Raw genomic sequence first — 23,062 nt, 5'->3', positions numbered from 1 at the left:
CACCTTCCCCCCGGTACTCAATGTGACATCTAGTGGCCTTTTCGGGGGTCAATGTCACATCGAGTGGACTCCGGGGGCGGTCGGTCGGGGGCGGCGATAGGTCACCTGGGGGTAGTCGTCGGTATGCGAGACGCTGGCGTGCACGTTGTACACCTCGCGCACCAGGTGTTCGGTGATCACTTCGTGTGGGGTTCCCGATGCCACGATGCTGCCGTTGTTCAGGACGATGATGCGGTTGCAGAACATGGCGGCGAGGTTGAGGTCGTGGAGGGCGATGTAACTGCTCAGGGGTAGGCCTGCGACGAGGGTGAGGATGTCGAGTTGGTGTTGGATGTCGAGGTGGTTGGTCGGCTCGTCGAGCAGTAGTTCGGTGGGTTGTTGAGCGAGGGCCCGTGCGATCTGGGCGCGTTGGCGCTCTCCACCGGAGAGGGTGTGCCAGCGTCGGGTGGCTTTCGACGCCATGGCGGTGTCGGTGAGTGCCTGTTCGATCGCGGCGTCGTCGGCGGCTGTGTCTCCGCCGAGGATGCCGTGGTGGGGGATGCGGCCCAGGCGTACGACGTCGCGGACGGTGATGTCGACGTCGGTGTCGGAGTGTTGGTCGACCATCGCTACGCGGCGGGCGATGCTGCGACGACGTTGGGTGCGCAGGTTCTTTCCGTCGAGCAGCACGTCGCCGCTGTCGGGTGCCACGATGCCGGCGAGGATGCGCAGTAGCGACGATTTGCCGGAGCCGTTGGGGCCGATGAGCCCGATGGTCTCGCCCGGTTCCGGCGCGAAGCTGATGTCGTCGAGAATCGGGTTCCCGCCGCGGGTCCACCGGATTTTGTTGACGTGCAACGTCATCGGGACCTCCTGAGTCGAAACAGAATGAGCGCGAATGCCGGCACACCGATGAGTGCGGTCACCACTCCGACGGGTATTTCCTGCGGCGCGAACAACGTTCGGGCGATCGTGTCGACCCACACCATGAAGATCGCGCCGATGACCACCGTCGTCGGCAACAGTCGTCGATGCCGTGCGCCGACGAGAAAACGGGCGGCGTGCGGCAGAACGAGACCCACGAACCCGATGGCTCCGGCGGCGCTGACGAGCGAGGCCGTGATCAGTGCGGTGATGACCAACAACAGGATTCGCACCCACTTGACCGGAACACCGAGGGACGCGGCCGCGTCGTGCCCGAATGTGAAGGCGTCGAGGGCCGAGGTGTTGAACAGACACACCACCATTCCGAGCAGCGCAACCGATCCGCACAGCACCACGTCCGTCCAGTCGGCACCGCTCAGCGATCCGAGGAGCCAGAACAGCACGCCGCGTGTCTGTTCGGCGTCGGCCGAGGAAATAACGATGAACGACGTCAGTGCCGAGAACAGCTGCGTCCCCGCGACCCCGGCCAGCACCACGCGGTCGTTTCCGCCGCCTGCCCCTGCGGCCAGCAGCATCACCAGGACGAACGAGAGCAGCGCACCGGCGAATGCCCCTGTGGACAAGGACAATGCGCCACCGCCGACGCCGAGAACCGCGACGAGGACCGCTCCGGTGGATGCACCGGACGAAATGCCCAGGACGAAGGGATCGGCGAGGGGGTTGCGCAGCAGTGATTGCATGATCGCCCCGCACAGCGCGAGACCCGCGCCGCACACGGCGGCCAGCAAGGTCCGGGGCAGGCGCAGCTCCCAGACGATTCCGTCCTGGATGCGACTGACTCCCGAACTCCCGATACCCATGTGCGTCAATATCACTCGATACACGTCGGGCACCGACACGTTCGCGGGTCCAATGGTGACGGCGACGCCGATCGAGAGCACCAACAACGCCGATCCTGCGAGCAGTAGTGGGACGAGCACCCCGCGATCGGTGCGGCTCATCGCGACGCCATTCCCCAATCCTGCAGGGCGGCCGCAACTTTCTCGACACCGTCGATCGTCCGAATGGACGGGTTCAGATCGGCACCGTTGACGACGATGTACCGCTTGTTCTCGACGGCGGGCATTCGGCTCGTGACCGAATTCGACTCCAGGAAGCCGATTTTGCTGTCCAGGGCGTCCCCGGCGATACTGCGTCGACTCAGATCTGCGAGCACCAGTGCAGTCGGGTTGCGATCGAGCACACTCTCCCAATTGACCTGTGGCCATTCGTCGGTGGTGTCGGCATAGATGTTCTCGGCGCCGACGGAGTCGGTGATGATGCCCGACGATCCGCAGCAACCGGCCATGTACGGCGTATCGGTGTCGGCGAACCAGTAGGCCAACGACACACCCGACGCGTCGACCGAACCGGAGGCCTTCTCGAACCGATCCTGCAGTTCGGCGACCAGGCGCTCGCCACGGTCTCGCACGTCGAAGACCGCAGCGAGATCACGAATCTCCCGATAGACGGTGTCGATCACCAACGGCTCCGTGCGAGCACCGTCGGAATTGACGCTCTCGTCGGTCTTGCCCTGACAGTCGGTGGGCGAGAGGTAGTTCGGGACGCCGAGTTGCTCGAACCTGCTCCGATCGGCGACTCCCCCGGGTCCGAGGGTGCCGCCGAAGGACGCGGACACGAAATCGGGCTCGGTATCCAACACGACCTCGAGCGATGGCTTGTTGTCCGCGAGCCTCGGCACCCTGGCGTTCTCGGATTCGAGGTTCGAGCGGACCGGGTCGGTCCAGGTCGCGGTGCCCACCATCCGGTCTGCGAGGCCGAGCGAGAGCAGTATTTCCGTCGAGCTCTGGTTCAACGACACCGCGCGTTGCGGTGGTGCGTCGACGACGACGTCGCGTCCGCAGTTCTCGATGGTCAGGGGATAGTTCCCGGAGGTGTCGGTGGACGCGTCGGGGGTCGACGCGGTCGAACAACCGGAGACCAGAAGGATGGAGACAGCGCCTAGTGCGGCGAGAGAGGTACGCATCGAAGAGCTTCCTGCTTGGGGCTCGTGTCGCGGAGCCGCGGGTGGGGTTCGATCACGACGTCCGAGCATTCGGACTTCGAGCTCTCACCCGTCACCGTTGCGCGCCAGCTCCGGAATTGCACCGGATTCCCTCGTTCGTCGCGTGCTGACCCTATCGCGCGAGTGGGCCGCGAGGTCAGTGCGCCGGCGTCGAGACCGGTACCGACGGATACGAGCTCGGAAAGGCTCTGCGCGCGACCACTACGACTGTGAGTGCCACAGCCACCAGGATCGTCGCCGCAGCGGTCACCGCCCCGATGCCCCTGGCGTCGACGACGACGCCTCCCACCAGGGCCCCGGTGGCAATGGCCAGTTGAAAGGCGACGACGTAGATCGCCGACGCCTTGTCGGCGTCGGCAGGGGCGGCCCGAACCACGGCGGACTGGATGCAGACCGGCAGCGTGGTGAAGGCCAGACCCCACAACGCGATCGCCCCGACAGCAAGGACGGCCAGGCTGCCCGGTGCTGCGCTGAGGGTGCCCCACAGGATCGCCGTCGCGGCCGCGACGGCACCCAGAGCTGCGATGGTGGAGGGCCGCGGCCAACGGTCGTACGTTCTGCCGATCACCCAGATACCGACGACCCCGAACAAACCGTAGAGCATCAACATCAGCGTCAGAGTGGTTCCGGCCGAACCGATTGCGCGATCGACGATGAGCGAGAAGTACGTGTACGCGGCGAAATGGCCGAGGACGGCCAGGAACGTCACTCCACACAGGATCGCCAGGGTGCCGTCGAGCACCCGCGGTGATTTCTTGTTGCCCGCAGCTGCTCGGGTGACCGGTAGTGCGGGGAGGACGAAGTAGAGCGCCACCGCGATAGCGGCGGCGACGACACCGAGAATCGTTGCAGCAGTACGCCACCCGAACCACTGACCCATGGCCGCGGTGATCGGATTTCCGGCGACCAACGCCAACGAGGTGCCGGCGTACACCGTGGCGATCGCTTTTCCTTGCTTACCGGGAAGTGCGAGTGACGCCGCGACGGGTGCGACCACGGCCCAGAAGACTCCGTGGGTGGCCGCGCACAGCATCCTCGACAGTACCAGCATCGGGTACCCGACGGACACCGCGGACAGCAGTTGCGAAAAGGCCAGTGCTGCAACGGTGATGACGACGACCCGTCGCCGCGGCCAGTCGCGTACGAACCTGATCAACGGCATGGTCATGACGGCGACGCCGTATGCGTAGAAGGTCAGCAGCAGACCGACTGCGGATTCGCCGACGCCGAGATCGCCCGAGATCTCCGGAAGCAGACCCACGGGCAACGTTTCGGCCGTGACATAGATGAAGGCGGCTGCACCGAGGACCAGCAGCTTGGGGAGGGGCGACGACATGGTGTGTATCGTTACACAGATGGTCGACGCACGCTAAGGTGACCCCGTGAACAATCGGGTGACGATGGCCGACGTCGCGGCGTCTGCGGGAGTCTCCACCATGAGCGTCTCGTACACCTACAACCAGCCCGACCGCGTCTCGCCTGCCACCCGAGACCGCGTCCACGCAGCGGCGGCGGCCCTCGGATACGCAGGTCCCAACCGTGCGGCACGCTCGCTCCGCAGCGGAAAGCACAACAGCGTCGGCGTCGTACTCGGTGAAAAACTCACCTATGCCTTCGAGGATCCCCAGGCCCGACGGTTCCTCTCGGGCATCGCCGACGCGTGTCTCGACGCCGACACCGCGCTGGTGATGTTGCCGAACCTGCACCGCGACAGCGATATTGCGAGAATTCGCGACGCGCAGGTCGACGGCTATGTCGTCTGGACCACCGGCGTCGACGACCCCGTCCTCGACGTGCTCGTCGGCACCGGTCGACCCACCTGCGTCCAGGGCGGCCCTCAGCATCCGGGATTGCACTCCATCGGAATCGACGACCGCGCGGCCGCCGACGCGATCGCCACCATTGCTCTGCGCAATCGGCGTCGGCCCGCGATAGTTGCACTGCGACCCGATTCGCGACGCGAATCGACGGTGGTGCGCGGCGCCGACGCGTCGGGCATCTCGATGCCGGTGACCCGCGCACGACTCGAGGGCTACCGCGATGCGTGCGTGCGTCGAGGAATCGAGTGGTCGACGGTACCGACGCTGTTCACCACCCACAATTCGCGCGAAGAGGGCACACGGGCAGCACGACTGTTGTTGCGCGACAACGTCGTCGATGTGATATTCGCGATGAGCGACGAACTCGCCTTCGGCGCACTCGACGCGGCGTCGGGTGCCGGTATCGACATTCCCGACCACGTCGCACTGACCGGATGGGACGACTCCCCTGCAGCGGCGGCGGCCCACTTGACCACCGTCGCGCAATCGTTGTTCGACCAGGGCCGATCGGCGGCCCGGTGGGTGCTCGGTCTCAGCGACGCCGTCGACGCCGCGGTGTGGAACATCGAGACGCGAGGGTCGACGGGCACGCTGAGTGACGCCCCCTAAAAAGGGCACGCTCCCCGTTTATAGGCGTTAAGCAAACTCTTCGGCTAGTATCGCCGGTGGCCGTCCGGCTACGAGGGGGCACTGTGAGTCGAGAACACGACACGCCGCTCCGCCGTGCCGACCCCAACCCGACGCTCGACGCCCTCACCGGGCTTGCGAACCGGGACGAGATTCTGGCCACCATCACTGCCGCGCTGGTCGACCTAGGCCCTGACCAGCACTTCAGCGTCCTCCTCGTCGACATCGACGGCTTCCGTGAATTCAACGACGCGCTCGGACCGGCCCAGGGCGACGAGCTGCTGTGCATGGTCGCCGACCGACTCACCGCATCGACTCGACCCGGCGACACCATCGGCCGACTCACCGGGGACGAATTCGTCATCGTCGCCTACGGCTGCCATTCCCTGGCAGCCCGAGCGATGGCCGCGGGATTCGCCAGCATCTTCGAGCCCCCCTTCGAGCTCGGCGGCCGTCAACTCACCCTCACCGCCAGCGTCGGTGTCGCGTCCACCACCGGGAGCACCGATCGCGCCACCCAGCTGGTGCACAACGCGACCGCCGCGATGCACGCCGCCAAAGCCACCGGCCGCAACCGGCATCACATCTTCACCGACGAGCTGCACCACAGCAACCGCACTCGGCTCGAGCTCCTCGAACGACTGCGCGGAGTCGCCATGACCGCGCGCGAGCTCACCATGGTCTACCAACCCATCGTCGAACTCGCGACCGGAGCCGTGGTCGGAGCCGAAGCCCTCGTTCGCTGGAACCACCCCGAACTCGGACTTCTGATGCCCGACGCCTTCATCCCCCTCGCCGAAGACAACGACCTGATCGTCCCACTGAGCATGTGGATTCTCACCGACGTCGCGGCAACCATCGCCGACTGGCAATCCCGCGCGATCATGCTCCAGGTCGGTGTCAACGTCAGCCCCGCGCACTTCGCCGCAGGAACCCTGGCCACCGACGTCATCGACATCGTCGACACCCACGGCATCGAACGCGGTCGACTCGCACTCGAACTTGCCGAATCGCAGACGCTGCACGACCTCGACGCCGTGCACTACCAACTCCGCGACGTCCAACGCCACGGCGTCCTCATCGCCATCGACGACTTCGGCTCCGGTTTCTCCTCCCTCGAACGACTCGCCACCCTCCCCGTCGACATCCTCAAAATCGACAGATCCCTCACCCAACACCTCGACAGCACCAACCTGCACCGACGCCGCGCCATGACCACCCTCTGCACCGCCCTCGTCGACGTCACCACCACCCTCGGCAAAGACACCGTCATCGAAGGCATCGAGACCACCGAACAACTCCGAATCTGCACCGACATGGGCGTAACCTTCGGCCAAGGACACCTCCTCGGACGACCCATGCCCGTCGCCGAACTGGAGCAATACATCACCCGACACAGCAGCCACAGCGAATCCGCATGAGGAACCGAACGTGAAGATAGACAACGAAATTCAACGCTTCACCGACGCACCCCGCGCCCAACTCTCCACCATCAACCCCAACGGCACCCCACACCTGGTCCCCATCGTCTTCGCTGTCGCGCCCACCGGCGATCGCATCTACACAGCCATCGACTGGAAACCCAAAACCACCCAGAAACTGCAGCGACTCGAGAACATCCACGCCGATCCCGCCGTCAGCCTCATCGTCGACCACTACTCCGACGACTGGTCCCAACTCTGGTGGATCCGCGCCGACGGCAACGCCCGCATCGTCGACGCGGGCAGCGCCGAAGGCACAGTCGGTACCGACACCCTCGTCGCGAAATACAGCCAGTACAAGAACAACCGACCCGAGGGCCCGGTCATCGTCATCGACAAACTGTCCTGGAGATCGTGGTCAGCTTCCTGATCGTTTTCCTCCTCTCCACAGCATCGCCCACCCACCGCCTGACCACTCAATGTGACATCTGGTGGCCCTTTCGACCGTCAATGGCACATCGAGTGGACTGCACGTGGGTCGGACGGCACCGAAAAACCAGTGGAATCGGCAGTAGCAGGGAGTCAGACTGTCTCAATGGTCAGCAAACCTCCCGTTCGGATTGTCACCGACCGTCTCGTGGTTCGACGCGAGACGGCAGACGATGCTGTCGTCATTGCCGAGGCGATCGAGCGAAATCGGGTCCGCCTGCTGCCGTGGCTCGGTTGGGCCACCGAGGACGCTGCAAACAGGTCGGCGCAGATCGTCCGCATCGCGGAAAGCCGGAAGCTGTGGGACGCCGACGAAATGTACGACTACGGGATTTTCGGTCGATCCACCAGCGCATTCCTGGGGAAGATTGCATTGCACCGACGAGTCGGACCGGGTGGGATCGAAATAGGGTACTGGCTCGACAGTGCAGCCGAGGGTGACGGCATCATCTCCGAAGCCACCGCGACCCTCACGCAAGAGGCATTGAAACTCGCCGACGTCGATCGCGTCGAAATTCATTGCGATGCAGCCAATTCGAGGAGTCGAGCCGTTCCGCAGCGGCTGGGTTTCGTCCTCGACAGGATCGAGCCGCGAGGCTTGGCCGCTGCGGCCGAAACCGGGGACCACATGATTTGGGTGTATCAGCCCGATCGGCGGTAGGACGGGTCGACGGTGACGTCGGGGCGCGGACGCGCGAGCGCCTGTCGGTACCGGGACCGCAGGTCGGAGAGAACACGTTCCGGATCGTCGCGAATATCGCTCGGCAGGTGAGTCACGACAATGATGCCGGCGTTCTGAGCGCGCTCCCGTCGTTCTACGGTGGCGCGGTGCGCCGCGGGTGACAGGTGATATTCGAGCGAGTCGATCTCCCAGTCGAGGGCGACGTCGTCGAGCCAATTGTCGGCCACCAGCAGCAACCTGCCCGACTCGTCGCGTACCGCGACATTGTGAGTCATCGGGGGAAGACCACTGCGCGCGTACAACTTCTGCGCGTGTGCTTCGGCAACGGAGTGCGCGCCGGCGGCCAGTTCGCGAAGTACTCGACGAGGCATCGCGGTGCCGCGCGTAGTGCCGGCGTCCAGTTCCTTCATGATCGCCTCGATCGTTGCGGCACCCCGCTGAACGACACTGGCAACGAGCGCCATGCACTGCTCGGCGTTCTTCATGCGGCGAATCGCGTCGCACAAACACCGAACGACCGGCGCGACAGGAAGACCCGACTTGCTTTCCGCCGTCGGCATCCGCCACGTACGTTCCACCGCGGCGAAGCTCACGGACCTGCGGTGCTGCGCCTCGGGAATGAGCACGAACGTCTCCTCGTACGAGCCGGATGTACCGAGACCATGCAACGCCAGCCCGGCCCGACCACTGATGACGCCATCACGACCGCAGTAGATGGACGCGGCAACCGCCCGCTCCAAGGGCGTCAGCGAACGGTTCTTCAAGAACACCAGGCCAGGTAGCGCCCGTGACCAGATACCGTCCGGCAGCGTGCGCCGAACAATCGTCTTCGACGCGACGCCGAGTTCGAGAAGATGAGCAGTCCGCACCAGCCCGCGATCCGATGCGGCCGCAATTACCCTCGCATCGACCCGTGCGCCGCCCCTCTTCATACAGACGATCCTGCACGCTCGGCCGGACACCGATCGCACCCGACGTCGCACTATCAACAGCCCTGTGGATAACCGAATACCTGTGGACAAACGCATACAGGAAGGGTGGCCCACACTCTGACTCGAGCAAGGCCAGGCGCGCTCTCGTGACCGGACGCGAGTCCACTCGATGTGCCATTGACTGCCGGAAAGGCCACCAAATGTCACATTGAGTGGACGGCGGGGCGGCAACAGGCAACCCACCCACCTCAGCGGGGATACCGTCTATCTTGCAACTCGTGCGTTCTTATTTCGGGAGTGAGACATGACGGCGACAGCAGTTCCCTCGGGTCGGTCGGGTACTACGGCACCACGGTCGTTTTCGCCGCCGCAGCGCGGTCGGTTGAGTGAGGTTCCGCATATCGCGGGGCTGGTGCTCGGTGTGTTCGCGGCGGCGTTGTTTCTGTGGAGTCTGTCGCCCACTTTGCGGTATTTGGTTCATGCGCCGCGGGAGTATGTCGACACGTATTACTTCGATGCTCCGGATACGAGTTTGTCGTGGGCTTTGGTTGTCGGGTTGTTGGCGGCGGCGTTGGCGAGTCGGAAGCGTATTGCGTGGTGGCTGCTGACGATTTATTTGGTGTTGTTGGCGATCACGAATGTCGCGGAGGGCATCGAGGACAAGAACGTCAGTTCGTGGATTGCGTTGGCGGTTCATGTCGTCGTGACGGGTCTGCTGATCGCGTCGCGCAAGGAGTTCTACACGCGGGTTCGGCGTGGTGCGGTGTGGAAGGCGCTCGGGGTGCTCGTGCTGGGAGCGGCCGTCGGCACGATTGTCGGGTGGGCGTTGGTGGCGTTGTTCCCGGGTTCGTTGCCGGAGGGTCAGACGTTCCTGTGGGCGTTCAACAGGGTGACGGCGTTGGCGACGGTGGACAACGAGCAGTTCGACGGTAGGCCGAACGGTTTCGTCAATACGGCGTTGGGACTGTTCGGAGCGCTGGCGTTGCTCGGTGCCGTGGTCACGTTGTTTCGGTCGCAGCGGTCGAGCAATGCGTTGACCGGGCGCGACGAGTCGGCTCTGCGCGGCCTGCTCGACAAGTGGGGTGCCGACGATTCCCTCGGCTACTTCGCGACCCGCCGCGACAAGGGCGTCATCTTCGCCACCAGCGGCAAGGCGGCGGTGACGTATCGCGTCGAGGTCGGGGTGTGTCTGGCCAGTGGTGACCCGATCGGCAACCCCGAGGCGTGGCCACATGCGATATCCGAATGGCTCGACCTGGCCGAGAAGTACGGTTGGACCCCAGCTGTCATGGGGGCCAGCGAGATCGGGGCCACGGCCTACAAGCGGGCCGGCCTGAGTGTTCTCGAACTCGGTGACGAAGCAATCCTGAAAACCAAAGATTTCAACCTCAATGGACGCGAGATGCGTCCCGTGCGTCAGGCCGTCAACCGGGCTCGCAAAGCGGGTGTCGTGGTCACCGTGCGTCGTCATCGCGATATTTCGGCCGAGGAGATGGACGAGATCATTGCCTGCGCAGATGCGTGGCGCGATACCGAGACCGAGCGTGGTTTCTCGATGGCGCTGGGCCGGTTGGGCGATCCGCTCGACGGCGATTGTCTTCTGGTGCAGGCGGTTCAGGGCGAGAAGATCGTCGGTGTTCTGTCGCTGGTGCCGTGGGGTCGGACCGGCGCGTCGTTGGACCTGATGCGTCGCGATCCGGCGTCGCCGAACGGTGTCATCGAGTTGATGGTGACCGAACTGGCCACCGGCGCAGATCATTTCGGTGTCAGCAAGATTTCGCTGAACTTCGCGGTGTTCCGTGCTGCGTTCGAGGAGGGCAGTCGGATCGGGGCCGGTCCGGTCCTGCGAATCTGGCGCAGCGTATTGGTGTTCTTCTCGCGCTGGTGGCAGCTCGAGGCGCTGTATCGCTCGAATGTGAAGTACTTGCCGGAATGGGAGCCGCGCTACCTGTGCTTCGCCGACAATCGGGTGCTGCCGAAGGTCGGTGTCGCGTCGGCCATCGCCGAAGGCTTCTTGACTCTGCCGACCTTTCGGCGCGCCTCGAAGCACACCGGGTCCCACGTCGCGGTGCCCGCAGCGTTGGTCGACGCCGAGGACATTCATCCCGACGGCAGCGGACCCGAGACTCCCGCAGACGACACCATGCCCGGCCGTAAACGTCCCGACCAGGTACGCGTGCGCATGGCCAAACTCGATCGTCTCGAAAGCGACGGCATCGAGGGCTATCCCGTCGCTTATCCCCCGACGCACACCGTCGGTGAAGCGGCGGCATCACCCCAGGGCACGACGGTCCGAATCGCGGGTCGAATACTGCGCATTCGCGACTACGGCGGCGTGTCGTTCGCCGTCATCCGGGACTGGTCGGCCGATATTCAGGTGCTGTTCGACCGCGAACGCGTCGGCGACAGAATCGAGGAATTCGATGCCGACTTCGACCTGGGTGACCTCATCGAAGTCAGTGGCACCATCGGATACAGCAGGCGTGGTGAGCTGTCGCTGCTCGCCACCGAGTGGCGAATGAACGCCAAATGCCTGCACCCTCTGCCCGACAAGTACCGCGGTCTGACCGATCCGGAAGCGCGAGTACGGCAGCGGTACGTGGACCTGGCGATCAACCGCGATGCGCGCGCGCTGATGATCGCACGCTCGAATGTGGTGAAGTCGCTTCGTGATTCACTGAGCGATCGCGGCTACATGGAGGTCGAGACACCGATCCTGCAGCAGGTACACGGCGGTGCGAACGCTGCCCCGTTCGTCACCCACATCAATGCCTACAACCTGGATCTGTACCTGCGCATCGCACCGGAGCTCTATCTCAAGCGGCTGTGCGTCGGCGGCATGGAGAAAGTCTTCGAGATCGGGCGAGTGTTCCGTAACGAAGGAGCGGACTTCAAGCACAATCCGGAGTTCACGATCCTCGAGGCGTACGAGGCACACAGTGACTACGAGCGCGCAATGGTGTTGTGCCGCGAACTGATTCAGCGTGCAGCCGTCGCAGCGCACGGCCGCGAAATCATTCTGCGTCCCGACGGCCCGGACGGCGAGATGATCGAGATCGACATCTCCGGGGAATGGCCCGTCAAGACACTGCACGGTGCCGTCGCCGAAAAATTGGGTGTTCCCGTCGAGCCGTCGACGCCCCTGGACGAGCTGCAGCGGCTGTGCGACGAGAACGACATCCCGTACGAGAAGTCGTGGGACGCGGGTGCCGTCGCCCAGGGCATGTACGAGCACCTGGTGGAGGACTACACCGAATTCCCCACCTTCTACAAGGACTTCCCGACGTCGATGTCGCCGTTGACGAGACCACATCGGAGCATCCCCGGCGTCGCGGAAAAATGGGACCTGGTGGCGTGGGGGGTCGAATTGGGCACGGCCTACAGCGAGTTGACCGATCCCGTCGATCAACGTCGACGCCTCACCGAGCAGTCGTTGCTGGCTGCGGGTGGCGACGAAGAGGCGATGAGCTTGGACGAGGACTTCCTGCAGGCGCTCGAGCACGGGATGCCCCCGACCGGCGGCCTCGGAATGGGCGTCGACCGCGTCGTCATGCTCATCACCGGCGGCAGCATTCGCGAGACACTCGCATTTCCGCTGGCCAAACCGCGACAATGACGGTCTTCCCGAGGCGATCCTCCACGGGAAAGTTGCAAAACGGGGCGAATGGTGGAAACTGGAGGCTTAAACAAACTTCGAGTAGGCAATGCATGGTGGGAACGAAAACATGGATCACGGGAATCGAACCGAGCGCGAGGCATTGTTTCCCGTGAAACATCCTCCCGGGCGGTACGTCGAAGTGGACGGCCAACGTCTGCATCTGTTCGTCCGGGGAACCGGCCCCACGATCGTTCTCTGCGGCGGCCTGGGCAGTAACTGGTTCGACTGGAACGACACCGTCGATATCTTGAGCGCCCGACATCATGTCGTGGTTCTCGACCGCCCCGGCTTCGGACTCAGCGACCCTCTACCCGATGGTGCCACTCCCACCGTCCGCGGCGAGGCCGACAGGATCGTCGGCGTCCTCGACGCGCTCGGTGTCACCGAGCCGGCCGTCGTCGCGGGTCACTCGATTGCCGGCTTCTACGCAGAAGCGGTGGCCCGGCTGTACCCGTCGCGCATACGTGGTGTTCTTCTCCTGGACTCGAGCGCCGAGTCCGACCCCCGCCGCATCCTTCCGGCGGCTCTGCGAGTGCGCGCAGCGCATTCCCTGTCGACGCTCCTGAGCCGCACGGGCCTTCAGCGTCTCGTCGGCCCGCGCGTCCGACCGATACTCAACCAGGCGACGCCACCCGACGGCACACCGAAGGACGTCGTCGACTGGGTCGACGACATCTACCGCAGGCCCACCTATCTCACGGCTGCACTCGTCGAAGATGTCGTCTACCCGGACCTCGCGGCCGAATTGAACCGACTTCGGAAGCGATTGCCACTCGTCGTTCCCGTTATCGTCGCGGCCGCCCACACCGGACGCCCGTCCCCGTGGGGACGCAGATGGATCAAGACCCAACGCAAGCTGGCCACATACTTGCGAGCCGATTTCACCGTCGTCATACCCGCCCATCACCACGCCATGATCGACAAACCCGCCGAGGTTGCGGCGCTCATCACCGAACTGGTGTGAACCTCTCCCGTCGGCGCACGTAACGTGTGTCGACGAGCCCGTAGCCCAAGACCCGAGCCGAAGCTCGGCGATGGCGCGGTAGCACGAGAGGAAATTGAAGATGGTTGCGATCAGCACAACGCAAGGTCGACAGTCGAAGATGCTCGGTCTGGGCGTTCACCGCCCCGAACGAATAGTCACCAACGATGAGATCTGCGAGTTCATCGACTCCAGCGACGAGTGGATTCAGACGCGATCGGGCATCAAGAACCGCCGATTCGCCGACCCCGAAGAAAACGTCGTCCAGATGTCGATCTCGGCAGGCCGAAAAGCACTCGAAGCCAGCGGCATCTCCGCCGAGCAGGTCGACACCGTCATCGTCGCGACCTCCACACACCTCGAACTGACACCCCAAGCAGCCGCCAAGGTTGCCCACGGACTCGGCACCAAAGGACCGGCCGCATTCGACATCTGCGCCGGATGCGCAGGCTTCTGCTACGCACTCGCCGTCGCATCGGACCTGGTCAAGGCCGGAACCTCGCAGTACGTCCTCGTCATCGGAGCCGAGCAGCTCAGCGTCACCACCGACCCGTACGACCGCACCACCCGCTTCATCTTCGCTGACGGTGCCGGAGCCGTCGTCGTCGGACAGAGCGACGAAACCGAAATCGGACCCGCCGTATGGGGATCCGACGGCTCGCAGTCCGACGCCATCGTGCAGACCATCGACTGGTACGACTACATCACCAAAGCCGACGTGGAACGCCCTTGGATCCGCATGAACGGCATCTCCGTCTTCCGCTGGGCTGCATTCGAAATGGGCAAAGCCGCGCAAAAAGTCCTCGAGGTCGCCGGCATCAAAGCCGACGAACTGCACGCCTTCATCCCCCACCAGGCCAACAGCCGCATCACCGAACTGCTGGCCAAAAGCCTCGACCTGTCCGACGGCACCCCGGTCGCCAACGACATCGCCGAAACCGGCAACACCTCGGCTGCATCCATCCCCCTGGCAATGGAAGAACTGCTGCGCACCGGAAAAGCCAAAGCAGGCGACACAGCGCTGCTCCTCGCCTTCGGTGCGGGACTGTCCTACGCCGGACAGGTCGTCAAACTCCCGAAGCTGTAATCGCTCCACCCGTCCGCAGCCCACACCCACCCGCAGTCCACCTATCCGCAGTCCACTCGATGTGACATTCAGTGGCCTTTTCGGCAGTCAATGTCACGTTGAGTGGACTCGGGCCGGGCGGGGGGTGAGCGTGGGCCGAGGGTCTGGCCGAGTCAGCTTTCGGGTCGTAGTGTTGGTTCATGCCCAAGCCTCCGTTGCCCGTTGATGCTGTCGAGTTGCTGAAGAAGGCGAATCCCGCTGTCATGGCGGTGGTTCGTGCCGATGGAACTCCGATCACCGCGCCCACGTGGTATTTGTGGGAGGACGGGAAGATCGTGCTCAATTTCGATGCTTCACGTAAGCGGCTGGAGCACATTCGGGCGAATCCGAAGGTCTCGATTTCGGTGATGGACGAGGCCAGTTGGTATACGCATGTGACGGTGCACGGTTCGATCGAACTGCAGGACGACCCGGATCTGGTGGATATCGATCGCATCGCGACGCATTACACCGGCGAGCGGTATCCGGTTCGCGATCAGCCGCGCGTGACCGGTTACGTGACCGTCGACGCGTATGTGGGCTGGGGCAAGGTCGGTTCGTAGACGTCGCGTTGCCGCTTGCGACGGCCCAATTCAGGTGCAAGACTCCCGCAATGGTCAATCCGCAGGGTGAAGGTAGCGACGCGTTCGAGAAAGACGAGCCGTACGGGGGTCAGCAGTACCCGCCGTATCAGGACCCGAACACGAGCTACCAGAACCCGCAGCACGGACAACCTCAGTACCAAAACCCTCAGCACCCGAACCCTCAGTACGGGCAACCCCAATACGGACAACCCCAGTACGGGCAACCGCAGTACGGTCAGGCCCCGTATGGCGGAGCGGGTTTTCGACCGGCACCCGCGACGAACACGTTGGCGATCGTGTCGCTCGTGTTGGCGGTGTTGGGTCTGACGTTCATCCCGCTGATCGCGTCGGTGTGTGCGGTGGTGTGTGGCCACGTTGCGAAGGGCCAGATCAAGCGCACCGGCGAGGGCGGGTCAGGATTTGCGACGGCAGGTCTGATCGTCGGCTACGTGTCGGTTGCCCTGTTCGTCCTCGTCGTGGCTGCTATTTTCATCTTCGCGATAGCAGCCTCGAATTCATCCACGTATTGAGTTCGGTTGCTGCGCCAGTCGGCCGTTCATCGCTGCGGCCCACAGGCCGGCGATGACTGCCAACGCAATGACGAACAGCGCCAGGGCGTTCCATCCGAGTGACTGAAAGACCACTCCGCCGAGCCAGCCCACGACGGACGATCCTCCGTAGTAGAACAGGTTGTACAGCGATGTCGCCTGCGCCCGTCCGTGGACGGCTCGCTGGCCGGTCCATCCCGACGCGATGGCGTGGGCGGCGAAGAATCCCATCGTGAAGATCACCAGCCCGGTGAGGATCACGGCCAGGTTCGACGCCATCGTCAGTGCGACTCCGACGATCATGGTGGCGGTCGATCCGGCGAGGACGATCGACCGGCCGTGCTTCGTCGCCAACTTCCCCGCCACTCGCGAGGACACCGTGCCACTGAGGTAGGCCACGAAGATCAGGCTGATCAGAGACTGTGGAAGTCCGAAAGGTGCTGCCTCGAGCCGGAATCCGAGGAAGTTGTAGACCGCGACGAATCCTCCCATCAGCAGGAACCCCTGGCCGTACAGCGCCAGCATCCCCGGCTCTCGAAGATTCACCCACAACCGACCGGGTAGGTCACCGATCTTGCTGTGCACGAGGGTGGTTCGCGGCCGCGGTGCCAACCACACGAACAGTCCCGCTGCCAACGCCGCGATGACCGACACGGTCAGGGTTCCGATTCGCCAGTTGGTCTGTTCTGCAACGGGTCCTGAAACTATTCGCCCCAGCAGCCCACCGAGCGTCGTACCGGACACGTAGGTTGCCGCCGCCAACGCGGTGTGATTGCGGTGCACCTCCTCGCTGAGATAGGCGATCGCGATGGCCGGAAGTCCACCCAGCGCAGCACCTTCGAAGAATCGCAGGACCAGCAGCACCTCGAGAGAAGGCGACAGAGGCACCAGCAAACCCAGTGTCGTCGCGACGAGTATCGAGGCGGTCATCGCTCGAACACGTCCGATTCGGTCGGCCGCTACCGACCACGGAATGACCGACACCGCGACGCCGACGGTCGCCAGGCCGACGGCAAGCGAGGACTGAGACGGAGTGATGTCGAGACTGGACGCGATCAGCGGCAGAATCCCCTGTACCGAGTAGAGCTGCGCGAACGTCGCCACTCCGGCGAACAGCAGCGCCAGCACGAGACGCCGGTACTCGGTCGATCCCTTGGGATGCCCCTCCCACTCCAGGACCTCGGGCTGCGTCGTAGTCATGTCCAAGACGTTAGAAGCGCTCACGGTATACGTCCAATGCATGAGACCTCAGCGATCGATACGTCAGCGATATGCTTCGCTCATGCGCCGCGAGACCACCGAGCTGCTGCCGCTTCTGCCGACCCTGGTCGCGGTGGCGGACACCGAGCACATCACCGACGCCGCCCACGTCCTGGGAGTCCCGCAACCCACCGTCAGTCGGCAGGTCGCCCGCGCGTCGGCGATCCTCGGCGTCGACATCGTGGAACGACGGGGCCGCGGCATCGTGCTGACCAGTACCGGCCGCGTCCTCATCCCGTATCTTCAACGAGCCCTGAGCGACATCGACGCCGGTATCGACGCCATGACCGAGCACGACGCCCGAGCGCGTGGCCGCATCGCCGTTGCGTTCCAGAACACACTCGGTGAGGACGTCGTGCCCGCACTGATCCGGCACTTTCGCGTCGACCATCCCGCGGTGACGTTCGATCTCGACCAAGGCGCACGCGCACGCTGCCTGGATCGCCTCGCAGACCGCACGTCCGACCTGGCGTTCGTGTCTTTGAGCGCCGAACACACCGACACGAATTCCTTTCAGCTGTACGACGAGCGGCTGATGCTGGTGGTCCCCGAACATCACCGTCTCGCGTCGCGGACGACGGTCGATCTCGCCGATACCGCCGACGAGAACTACATCGCCATGGGCCACGGATACGGAATGCGCTCGATCTGTGACGAGCTGTGGGCCGATGCCGGATTCAGCCCGCGCATCGCGTTCGAGGGACAGGACACCCATACCGTGCGCGGACTCGTCGGCGCCGGCCTCGGCATCGCCATCCTGCCGCGGATCCGTGCACACGGCGCCGAGGGTGGAACGGTCGACGTGGGACTCACCCAACCGGCTGCGCGCAGGCGAATCGGCATGGTGTGGGAGCCGGGGACGGACATGCCCCGCCAGGTGGCGGCCTTCCGCTCGATGGTGCAACGCAGTGGACGCACACTCGTGATTAGGTGAGTCGATGCAACTGGTTCTGGTACGGCACGCCCTTCCGCGACGATCGGAGTCCTCGGCCGATCCCGATCTCGACGAACTGGGCGTCGAGCAATCCCGCAGAGTGCCCGATGCGCTGGCACGCTTCACGGTGTCCCGAGTCGTGTCGAGTTCGCAGCAACGCGCGATCCGGACCGCGCAGCCACTCGCCGAACGGCTCGGTCTCGAGATCACGACCGACGACCGTCTGACCGAGTACGACCGGGACTTCGGCGGCTACGTCCCGATCGAGGCCGCGAAGACCGAATTTCGCGACGCCTACGACCGCATCAAGGCCGGTCACCTACCCGAGCAGGTCGACGAGCAGGCCTTCCGCCGGCGAGTTCTCGACGGAGTTACCGATATCGTCTCGGCCGCCGCGCACTCCGATACCGTCGTCCTCTTCGCTCACGGCGGCGTCGTCAACATGCTGTTGCAAGACATTCTCCAGACCCCGAAAGTGCTCGGATTTCCCATCGACTACTGCTCGGTGACGCGTGTGCTCTTCTCCCGCAGCGGTGCCCGATCGGTCTCGTCGGTCAACGAGACCGCCCATGTGTGGGACCTGTTGCCGCGCAACCGACAATCCACAGAGACCTCTTAAAGTCCCTGCTAGAGGTGCAGAACGGCCGCTGTGGATCGCTCCGAGTGGTCGGTGCGGCCGGCGGTGGCAGTTAGCCTCGAAGTCATCATGGGTGAAATGCGTATCTTCCGACGTCCTGCCGTTGCTCTCGTCGCACTGGCGTTCCCTCTGGTGGCTGTGGGTGCGTTCGCACTCGGCACCGGCTACGACCTGGGCGGAGAATCGACCACGACGACCGCCGTTGTCGCAGACACTCAGCAGGCCCCGGCCGAGGCACAGCAGACGGCCGATCCCCTGTCCAAGGCCAGGAGCAGCCTCAACAGCGCCTCGCTCCCGATCACCTTTCTCTCCAGCGGCATCGGTCAGCTGACCGAAGGCGGAACGCAGCTCAACGACGGCGTCGGCCAGCTCGCCGACGGCATCACCCAGGCTCACGACGGAACCATTCAGCTCGCCGACGGGTTCGGCCAGTACCGCGACGGCATCGGCCAGCTCGGTGACGGCGCGTCGCAGATCAGCGGGGGTGTCGACCAGGTCGTCGACCAGCTCGCCGGATTCGGAGCTCTGCAGGCCGACTTCACAGCAAAGCTCGCCGCCACGGCAGACACGGTCGACCGCTTCCCACATCCGGGATCCGACGCGATTTCCGGCGAGATCCGCGGAGTGATCGACAACCTCAACACTCAGGCGTTCGGTCCCGATACGCTCGCTCAGCTGCAGACCCTCAAGGGTGGTGCTCAGCAGCTGTCGACCGAACTGAACGACCCCAACAGTCAGTTCCTCGGTGCAACCGCGCAGCTCGGCGACGCAACCGTGCAGTTGCGTGACGGACTCGGCCAGCTCGACGACGGCGGGCAGCAACTCAAGGCCGGCACCGATCAGCTCGTGACGTCGGTCAAACCCGTCGAGGGGATCGTCAACGGCATCGCCACCAATGTGCGCGACGCCTCCGCCGCCCTCCCGGCAAAGGCGGCCGCCACGACCGATGACGCCACCTCCGACCAGAACGTTGCAGCGACGGCGACGAGCACCGGTACCGGTGCCACCCCGTATCTGATTGCCGCCCTCGTGGCACTCGGAGCTCTCGGCTGCGTCAGCCTCGTGCGGGTCCTGGGCAGGGACACCAAGCCGCGGTGGCTCGCCGTCGGAGCGGCCGTCGCCGCAGTGGGTGTCAGCGCGGCCGTCGCATTCGCCTTCGCCACCGACGCCGCCCTCGGACCGGTGATCGGAGCCGGCGCGTTCCTCATCGTGTCGGCCGCGGCTTATCTCGCCACCGCAGGCGCAATTCAACGAGTCCTCGGTGCCGTCGTCGGGCAGATCGTCAACGTCGTCGCCCTCGTGGTGCAGGTCGTCGTCTGCGGATTCGCGTACGCATCGACGGCACCGATCTGGGGCGACCTCGCCGCCTTCATGCCGATGAGCTACACCGCCGCCGGTGCCCGCATCATCGCGTCGGGAGAGATGAGCGGGACCGGGTGGCTGGCGATCGGTGCCACGGTGGCGCTGCTTGCCGTCTCGGCACTCGTGTACGTCAGCGCGCGGGCAGGCTCAACCGACGGGCCGGAGCGGATGGATGGCGGGCGGGGCCGCGAGATGGGCACCGAATTCGCTTAGCGCCTGCTGCAGGTGCGGGGTCTGCATGTGGCCGTCGAGGTCCTCCTGCGACTTCCATACCTCGATGGTGATGAAGGTGCCCGGCTCGACCGCCGACTCGAACAACTTGTAGGAGACGTTGCCGCTCTCCTTGCGTGACTCGGCGACCAGAGCCACGAGCCCGTCGCGCACGGTGTCGATTGCGTCCGGCTTGGCGGTGATCGTCGCGACTACCTCGAGATCGTTGATCATGCGAAATCGGTTCCTTCGTTCGGCGAGACACACTCTTCCTCACCGAACGTACTCCCGACCCACCTAAGGTGAGGTGTCCACGCGGGAAGGGAAGAAGCAGTGAATCAGACGGCAACCGAGGATCGCGCCACGAAGAAGGAATGGCTCGGCCTCGCGGTACTGGTGGTGCCGATCCTCGTGGTCTCCATGGACATGTCGGTGCTGTATCTCGCACTGCCCTTCATGACGGCCGATCTCGAACCCACCAGCAACCAGACCCTGTGGATCCTCGACATCTACGGATTTCTGCTTGCCGGTCTGCTGATCACCATGGGCTCGCTCGGCGACCGCATCGGTCGGCGGACCCTGCTGATGGTCGGCGCGGTGGTCTTCGGCGCGGCATCACTCGCCGCGACGTTCTCCACCTCCCCCGAGATGCTGCTCGTCGCACGTGCTCTGCTCGGAGTGGGCGGAGCCACCATCGCGCCGAGCACACTGTCGTTGATTCGCAACATGTTTCACGACCCTGCACAGCGCAAGGAAGCGATCGGCCTGTGGACCGCCGGTTTCGCAGGCGGCGCAGCCGTGGGCCCAGTTGTCGGAGGCGTTCTGCTGGAACACTTCTGGTGGGGTTCGGTCTTCCTGATCAACATCCCCATCATGGTCGTGCTCTTCGTTGCGGCCCCGCTACTGGTCCCCGAGTTCAAGGACAGTGACCCCGGAAAGTTCGACCCGATCAGCGTGATCCTCGCGATCTCGTCGATGCTCTCGATCGTGTTCGCCATCAAGCACGGGGCCCAGGACGGTATCGACGCCACGACGATCACCACCGCGATCCTCGGCCTGGCACTCGGCTTCGTGTTCGTCATCCGGCAACGCAAGGCATCGAACCCGCTCATCGACGTGACGCTCTTCGCCGAACGTGCTTTCAGCGCTGCAGTCGTCGTGCAATTTCTGGTCATCTTCTCCATGACCGGCTTCAGCCTGTTCGCCTCTCAGTACCTGCAGCTGGTTCTGGGACTCGGACCACTCCGCGCCGGACTGTGGTTGCTGATTCCCGCTGCCGCAGCGGCGGCCGGTGCCGTCACCGCACCGACGATGAGCAAGGTGATCCCCACCGGCACCATCATTTCGGCGGGCCTGCTGTCCATCGTCTTCGGCTGCGTCGCACTGATATTCGTGCAATCCGACTCCGGCCTGCCGCTGCTGCTGACCGGAATGGCCCTGGTCACGTTCGGGATCGGAGCAGCATCGACTCTGAACTCCGACATCGTGCTGACCGCTGCGGCCCCCGAAAAGGCCGGGGCTGCATCGGCATTGTCGGAAACCGGGGCCGAGCTCGGCGGTGCCGTCGGCATCGCGATTCTCGGCACCATCGGCAGCACCGTCTATCGACACCGCATGGAGGACGCCATCCCGGCGGGCACACCGGCCGAGATCGCCGATCCGGCCCGCGAAACCATCGGCGGCGCAATAGCAGTGGCCGACTATCTGCCGGAGCCGTTCGCATCGCAGTTGACCGATGTCGCGCACTCGTCCTTCATCGACGGCTTCAACCTCGCCGCCGGTACGAGCGCCGTGCTGATGTTCGTCAGTGCCGTCGTCGTGTTCCTGTTGCTCCGTCGGGTTCCTGCTAGTACGTCGTAGTCAGACCGCGTCGGCGAGGTAACGCGCCAACCACCGCGTCGCCGACACCCCGTCTCCGACGTCGTAGGTCTGATATTCCTGGTGGATGCCCGAACGGTAGAAGGCCTCGATCTCCCGCTGACGCTGGGCGTTGGCCTGATCCGACAGCTGCCCCTGCAGTACGGGTAATCCACCGGACGCAGCGAGGTCGGCGATCAACGATTGTGCTTCCTGGGTGTACTGATCTGCGACGTCGGGCGCAGGGTTGGACGACACGGCGAGGAAGCCCGCGAGTCGCGCCACGTAATCGTCCTTGGGCGTCGAGCAGTACAGATCGCCGACGGCGCAGAACGTGCGCACCACCGGACTGACGTAGCCGAATCCGCCGACCCTGGGTCCACCGACGCCGGTACCCACCACAGGGGGACCGACCAGGGCGTCGGTGTCCGACCGCTTCGGGTCGGAGACGAGCCCGACCGCCACCACCTTGTCGGCCGGAACCACCCCGAGACCGGTCCCGATGGACGCGGCGAGATCACCGGCCGCGTCCGCTCCCTGGCTGTAACCGATGATGCCAAATTTCGTTGCGCCGCAGCGATCCGCCATCGCCTTCAGCATGCCGCCTGCGTTGGTGACGGCAGCAGCACGCGACTGCCCGTACACCTCGCCCTCCCACGGGAACGCGGTGGCGGGATACGAAACGTACTCGGTGCGGATGTCCCCGCCGAGACGATCGGTGACGTCAGTCAGCATCCCCGGCTTCGGCGCAGCACCGGAGCTGGTCTCCCACGTTCCCGGAATCGCGACGACGTACATCGAGGGACAACCGCCGGGATCGGCGACGGCGGGTGACGCCCCGACGATTAGACCGGACGCAACAGCTGCAGCGACGCCGACACCGGCGCAGAATTTCTTGACACTCATGGGGAGGGGGCCTCACTGGGTGATCGAACGCTTCTTGTGTTCGATCACCACAATGACAGCGGCCTGTGACCATCCGATGCCCACATGGTTAACGGACGTAACCGTGCGTCACACAGTTC

Annotated in this window: 21 protein-coding genes and 1 riboswitch; of the genes, 13 read left to right on the top strand and 8 right to left on the bottom strand. The window is 64.5% G+C overall.

Going from position 1 to position 23,062, the window contains the following annotated elements:
- Positions 1–54 precede the first annotated feature (54 nt).
- The 4 genes from CH266_RS01490 to CH266_RS01475 all read right to left on the bottom strand — a co-directional run bounded on the left by CH266_RS01490 (position 55) and on the right by CH266_RS01475 (position 4,265).
- The gene (locus CH266_RS01490) at positions 55–843 is read right to left on the bottom strand and encodes an ABC transporter ATP-binding protein (protein WP_094714501.1); all 789 of its coding nucleotides are present in this window, start codon (positions 841–843) and stop codon (positions 55–57) included.
- Positions 840–1,865 carry a FecCD family ABC transporter permease gene (locus CH266_RS01485; protein WP_032389648.1) on the bottom strand — a complete coding sequence of 342 codons (1,026 nt, stop codon included), beginning with the start codon at positions 1,863–1,865 and terminating at the stop codon, positions 840–842. Before CH266_RS01485 ends, CH266_RS01490 begins: the two co-directional genes overlap by 4 nt.
- On the bottom strand, positions 1,862–2,890 hold the full coding sequence (locus CH266_RS01480) for an ABC transporter substrate-binding protein (RefSeq protein ID WP_032392654.1): 1,029 nt from the start codon (positions 2,888–2,890) through the stop codon (positions 1,862–1,864). Before CH266_RS01480 ends, CH266_RS01485 begins: the two co-directional genes overlap by 4 nt.
- Positions 2,879–3,070, bottom strand: a riboswitch (cobalamin riboswitch). It overlaps the preceding gene by 12 nt.
- Positions 3,066–4,265 (bottom strand): MFS transporter, encoded by a 1,200-nt coding sequence (locus CH266_RS01475; protein WP_032371426.1) that lies wholly within the window; start codon positions 4,263–4,265, stop codon positions 3,066–3,068. It overlaps the preceding riboswitch by 5 nt.
- A 46-nt stretch (positions 4,266–4,311) precedes the next feature.
- Here CH266_RS01475 and CH266_RS01470 point away from each other — a divergent pair, with 46 nt between their 5' ends.
- From CH266_RS01470 to CH266_RS01455, 4 genes are all read left to right on the top strand, one after another.
- Complete coding sequence (locus tag CH266_RS01470; protein WP_032392653.1) at positions 4,312–5,358, top strand: LacI family DNA-binding transcriptional regulator; 1,047 nt, start codon at positions 4,312–4,314, stop codon at positions 5,356–5,358.
- A gap of 83 nt (positions 5,359–5,441) precedes the next feature.
- Positions 5,442–6,797: a putative bifunctional diguanylate cyclase/phosphodiesterase gene (locus tag CH266_RS01465; RefSeq protein ID WP_052053631.1), complete on the top strand. Its 1,356-nt coding sequence runs from the start codon at positions 5,442–5,444 to the stop codon at positions 6,795–6,797.
- Positions 6,798–6,807: 10 nt separating this feature from the next.
- Positions 6,808–7,227: a TIGR03668 family PPOX class F420-dependent oxidoreductase gene (locus tag CH266_RS01460; RefSeq protein ID WP_027494960.1), complete on the top strand. Its 420-nt coding sequence runs from the start codon at positions 6,808–6,810 to the stop codon at positions 7,225–7,227.
- 165 nt (positions 7,228–7,392) lie between these two features.
- Positions 7,393–7,947 (top strand): GNAT family N-acetyltransferase, encoded by a 555-nt coding sequence (locus CH266_RS01455; protein WP_032371424.1) that lies wholly within the window; start codon positions 7,393–7,395, stop codon positions 7,945–7,947.
- Here the strand turns inward: CH266_RS01455 and CH266_RS01450 are convergent.
- A complete protein-coding gene (locus CH266_RS01450) occupies positions 7,929–8,900 on the bottom strand; it encodes a hypothetical protein (RefSeq protein ID WP_032371423.1) in 972 nt (323 codons plus the stop codon). The two genes, CH266_RS01455 and CH266_RS01450, sit on opposite strands and share 19 nt — an antisense overlap.
- Before the next feature lie 304 nt (positions 8,901–9,204).
- Here CH266_RS01450 and lysX point away from each other — a divergent pair, with 304 nt between their 5' ends.
- The 5 genes from lysX to CH266_RS01425 all read left to right on the top strand — a co-directional run bounded on the left by lysX (position 9,205) and on the right by CH266_RS01425 (position 15,759).
- Positions 9,205–12,516 carry a bifunctional lysylphosphatidylglycerol synthetase/lysine--tRNA ligase LysX gene (lysX, locus tag CH266_RS01445; RefSeq protein ID WP_094714500.1) on the top strand — a complete coding sequence of 1,104 codons (3,312 nt, stop codon included), beginning with the start codon at positions 9,205–9,207 and terminating at the stop codon, positions 12,514–12,516.
- Between the two features lie 109 nt (positions 12,517–12,625).
- A complete protein-coding gene (locus CH266_RS01440) occupies positions 12,626–13,522 on the top strand; it encodes an alpha/beta fold hydrolase (RefSeq protein ID WP_174557189.1) in 897 nt (298 codons plus the stop codon).
- A gap of 100 nt (positions 13,523–13,622) precedes the next feature.
- Positions 13,623–14,627: a beta-ketoacyl-ACP synthase III gene (locus tag CH266_RS01435; protein WP_094714499.1), complete on the top strand. Its 1,005-nt coding sequence runs from the start codon at positions 13,623–13,625 to the stop codon at positions 14,625–14,627.
- Positions 14,628–14,806: 179 nt separating this feature from the next.
- Positions 14,807–15,208: a PPOX class F420-dependent oxidoreductase gene (locus tag CH266_RS01430; RefSeq protein WP_032367602.1), complete on the top strand. Its 402-nt coding sequence runs from the start codon at positions 14,807–14,809 to the stop codon at positions 15,206–15,208.
- Between the two features lie 50 nt (positions 15,209–15,258).
- Entirely contained in the window at positions 15,259–15,759 is a 501-nt protein-coding gene (locus CH266_RS01425; RefSeq protein WP_094714498.1) for a DUF4190 domain-containing protein, read from the top strand.
- On the opposite strand, the gene CH266_RS01420 is transcribed toward CH266_RS01425, so the two are convergent.
- The gene (locus CH266_RS01420) at positions 15,745–16,977 is read right to left on the bottom strand and encodes an MFS transporter (protein WP_051365314.1); all 1,233 of its coding nucleotides are present in this window, start codon (positions 16,975–16,977) and stop codon (positions 15,745–15,747) included. The genes CH266_RS01425 and CH266_RS01420 overlap by 15 nt on opposite strands.
- Positions 16,978–17,059: 82 nt before the next feature.
- Here CH266_RS01420 and CH266_RS01415 point away from each other — a divergent pair, with 82 nt between their 5' ends.
- From CH266_RS01415 to CH266_RS01405, 3 genes are all read left to right on the top strand, one after another.
- On the top strand, positions 17,060–17,971 hold the full coding sequence (locus tag CH266_RS01415) for a LysR family transcriptional regulator (RefSeq protein ID WP_176456975.1): 912 nt from the start codon (positions 17,060–17,062) through the stop codon (positions 17,969–17,971).
- 4 nt (positions 17,972–17,975) lie between these two features.
- Positions 17,976–18,590: a histidine phosphatase family protein gene (locus CH266_RS01410; RefSeq protein WP_094714497.1), complete on the top strand. Its 615-nt coding sequence runs from the start codon at positions 17,976–17,978 to the stop codon at positions 18,588–18,590.
- A gap of 96 nt (positions 18,591–18,686) precedes the next feature.
- Positions 18,687–20,183, top strand: coding sequence for a phage infection protein (locus tag CH266_RS01405; protein WP_255175803.1), 1,497 nt, complete (start codon positions 18,687–18,689; stop codon positions 20,181–20,183).
- Here the strand turns inward: CH266_RS01405 and CH266_RS01400 are convergent.
- Positions 20,118–20,411, bottom strand: a complete 294-nt coding sequence (locus CH266_RS01400) for a putative quinol monooxygenase (RefSeq protein WP_032367959.1) — start codon at positions 20,409–20,411, stop codon at positions 20,118–20,120. The genes CH266_RS01405 and CH266_RS01400 overlap by 66 nt on opposite strands.
- Before the next feature lie 102 nt (positions 20,412–20,513).
- On the opposite strand from CH266_RS01400, the gene CH266_RS01395 reads away from it, so the two are divergent.
- Positions 20,514–22,040, top strand: coding sequence for an MFS transporter (locus CH266_RS01395; protein WP_057473157.1), 1,527 nt, complete (start codon positions 20,514–20,516; stop codon positions 22,038–22,040).
- Here the strand turns inward: CH266_RS01395 and CH266_RS01390 are convergent, their stop codons facing one another.
- Entirely contained in the window at positions 22,041–22,943 is a 903-nt protein-coding gene (locus CH266_RS01390) for a cutinase family protein (protein ID WP_094642765.1), read from the bottom strand. It abuts the gene before it with no gap.
- Positions 22,944–23,062 lie beyond the last annotated feature (119 nt).

It is taken from the genome of Rhodococcus sp. 06-1474-1B (assembly GCF_002258885.1).
Classification (GTDB): domain Bacteria; phylum Actinomycetota; class Actinomycetes; order Mycobacteriales; family Mycobacteriaceae; genus Rhodococcoides; species Rhodococcoides fascians.
Note: the sequence above shows the minus strand (reverse complement) of the source record. Positions and strands in the feature narration are given on the sequence as shown.

Bases quoted from the DNA above. Each gene is read 5' to 3' on its own strand.
- CH266_RS01425 (WP_094714498.1), top strand. From the start codon at position 15,259: ATGGTCAATCCGCAGGGTGAAGGTAGCGACGCGTTCGAGAAAGACGAG.
- CH266_RS01405 (WP_255175803.1), top strand. From the start codon at position 18,687: ATGCGTATCTTCCGACGTCCTGCCGTTGCTCTCGTCGCACTGGCGTTC.
- CH266_RS01415 (WP_176456975.1), top strand. From the start codon at position 17,060: ATGCGCCGCGAGACCACCGAGCTGCTGCCGCTTCTGCCGACCCTGGTC.
- CH266_RS01475 (WP_032371426.1), bottom strand. From the start codon at position 4,265: ATGTCGTCGCCCCTCCCCAAGCTGCTGGTCCTCGGTGCAGCCGCCTTC.
- CH266_RS01480 (WP_032392654.1), bottom strand. From the start codon at position 2,890: ATGCGTACCTCTCTCGCCGCACTAGGCGCTGTCTCCATCCTTCTGGTC.
- lysX (WP_094714500.1), top strand. From the start codon at position 9,205: ATGACGGCGACAGCAGTTCCCTCGGGTCGGTCGGGTACTACGGCACCA.
- CH266_RS01410 (WP_094714497.1), top strand. From the start codon at position 17,976: ATGCAACTGGTTCTGGTACGGCACGCCCTTCCGCGACGATCGGAGTCC.
- CH266_RS01435 (WP_094714499.1), top strand. From the start codon at position 13,623: ATGGTTGCGATCAGCACAACGCAAGGTCGACAGTCGAAGATGCTCGGT.
- CH266_RS01440 (WP_174557189.1), top strand. From the start codon at position 12,626: ATGGATCACGGGAATCGAACCGAGCGCGAGGCATTGTTTCCCGTGAAA.
- CH266_RS01420 (WP_051365314.1), bottom strand. From the start codon at position 16,977: ATGACTACGACGCAGCCCGAGGTCCTGGAGTGGGAGGGGCATCCCAAG.
- CH266_RS01485 (WP_032389648.1), bottom strand. From the start codon at position 1,865: ATGAGCCGCACCGATCGCGGGGTGCTCGTCCCACTACTGCTCGCAGGA.
- CH266_RS01490 (WP_094714501.1), bottom strand. From the start codon at position 843: ATGACGTTGCACGTCAACAAAATCCGGTGGACCCGCGGCGGGAACCCG.
- CH266_RS01430 (WP_032367602.1), top strand. From the start codon at position 14,807: ATGCCCAAGCCTCCGTTGCCCGTTGATGCTGTCGAGTTGCTGAAGAAG.
- CH266_RS01390 (WP_094642765.1), bottom strand. From the start codon at position 22,943: ATGAGTGTCAAGAAATTCTGCGCCGGTGTCGGCGTCGCTGCAGCTGTT.
- CH266_RS01450 (WP_032371423.1), bottom strand. From the start codon at position 8,900: ATGAAGAGGGGCGGCGCACGGGTCGATGCGAGGGTAATTGCGGCCGCA.
- CH266_RS01455 (WP_032371424.1), top strand. From the start codon at position 7,393: ATGGTCAGCAAACCTCCCGTTCGGATTGTCACCGACCGTCTCGTGGTT.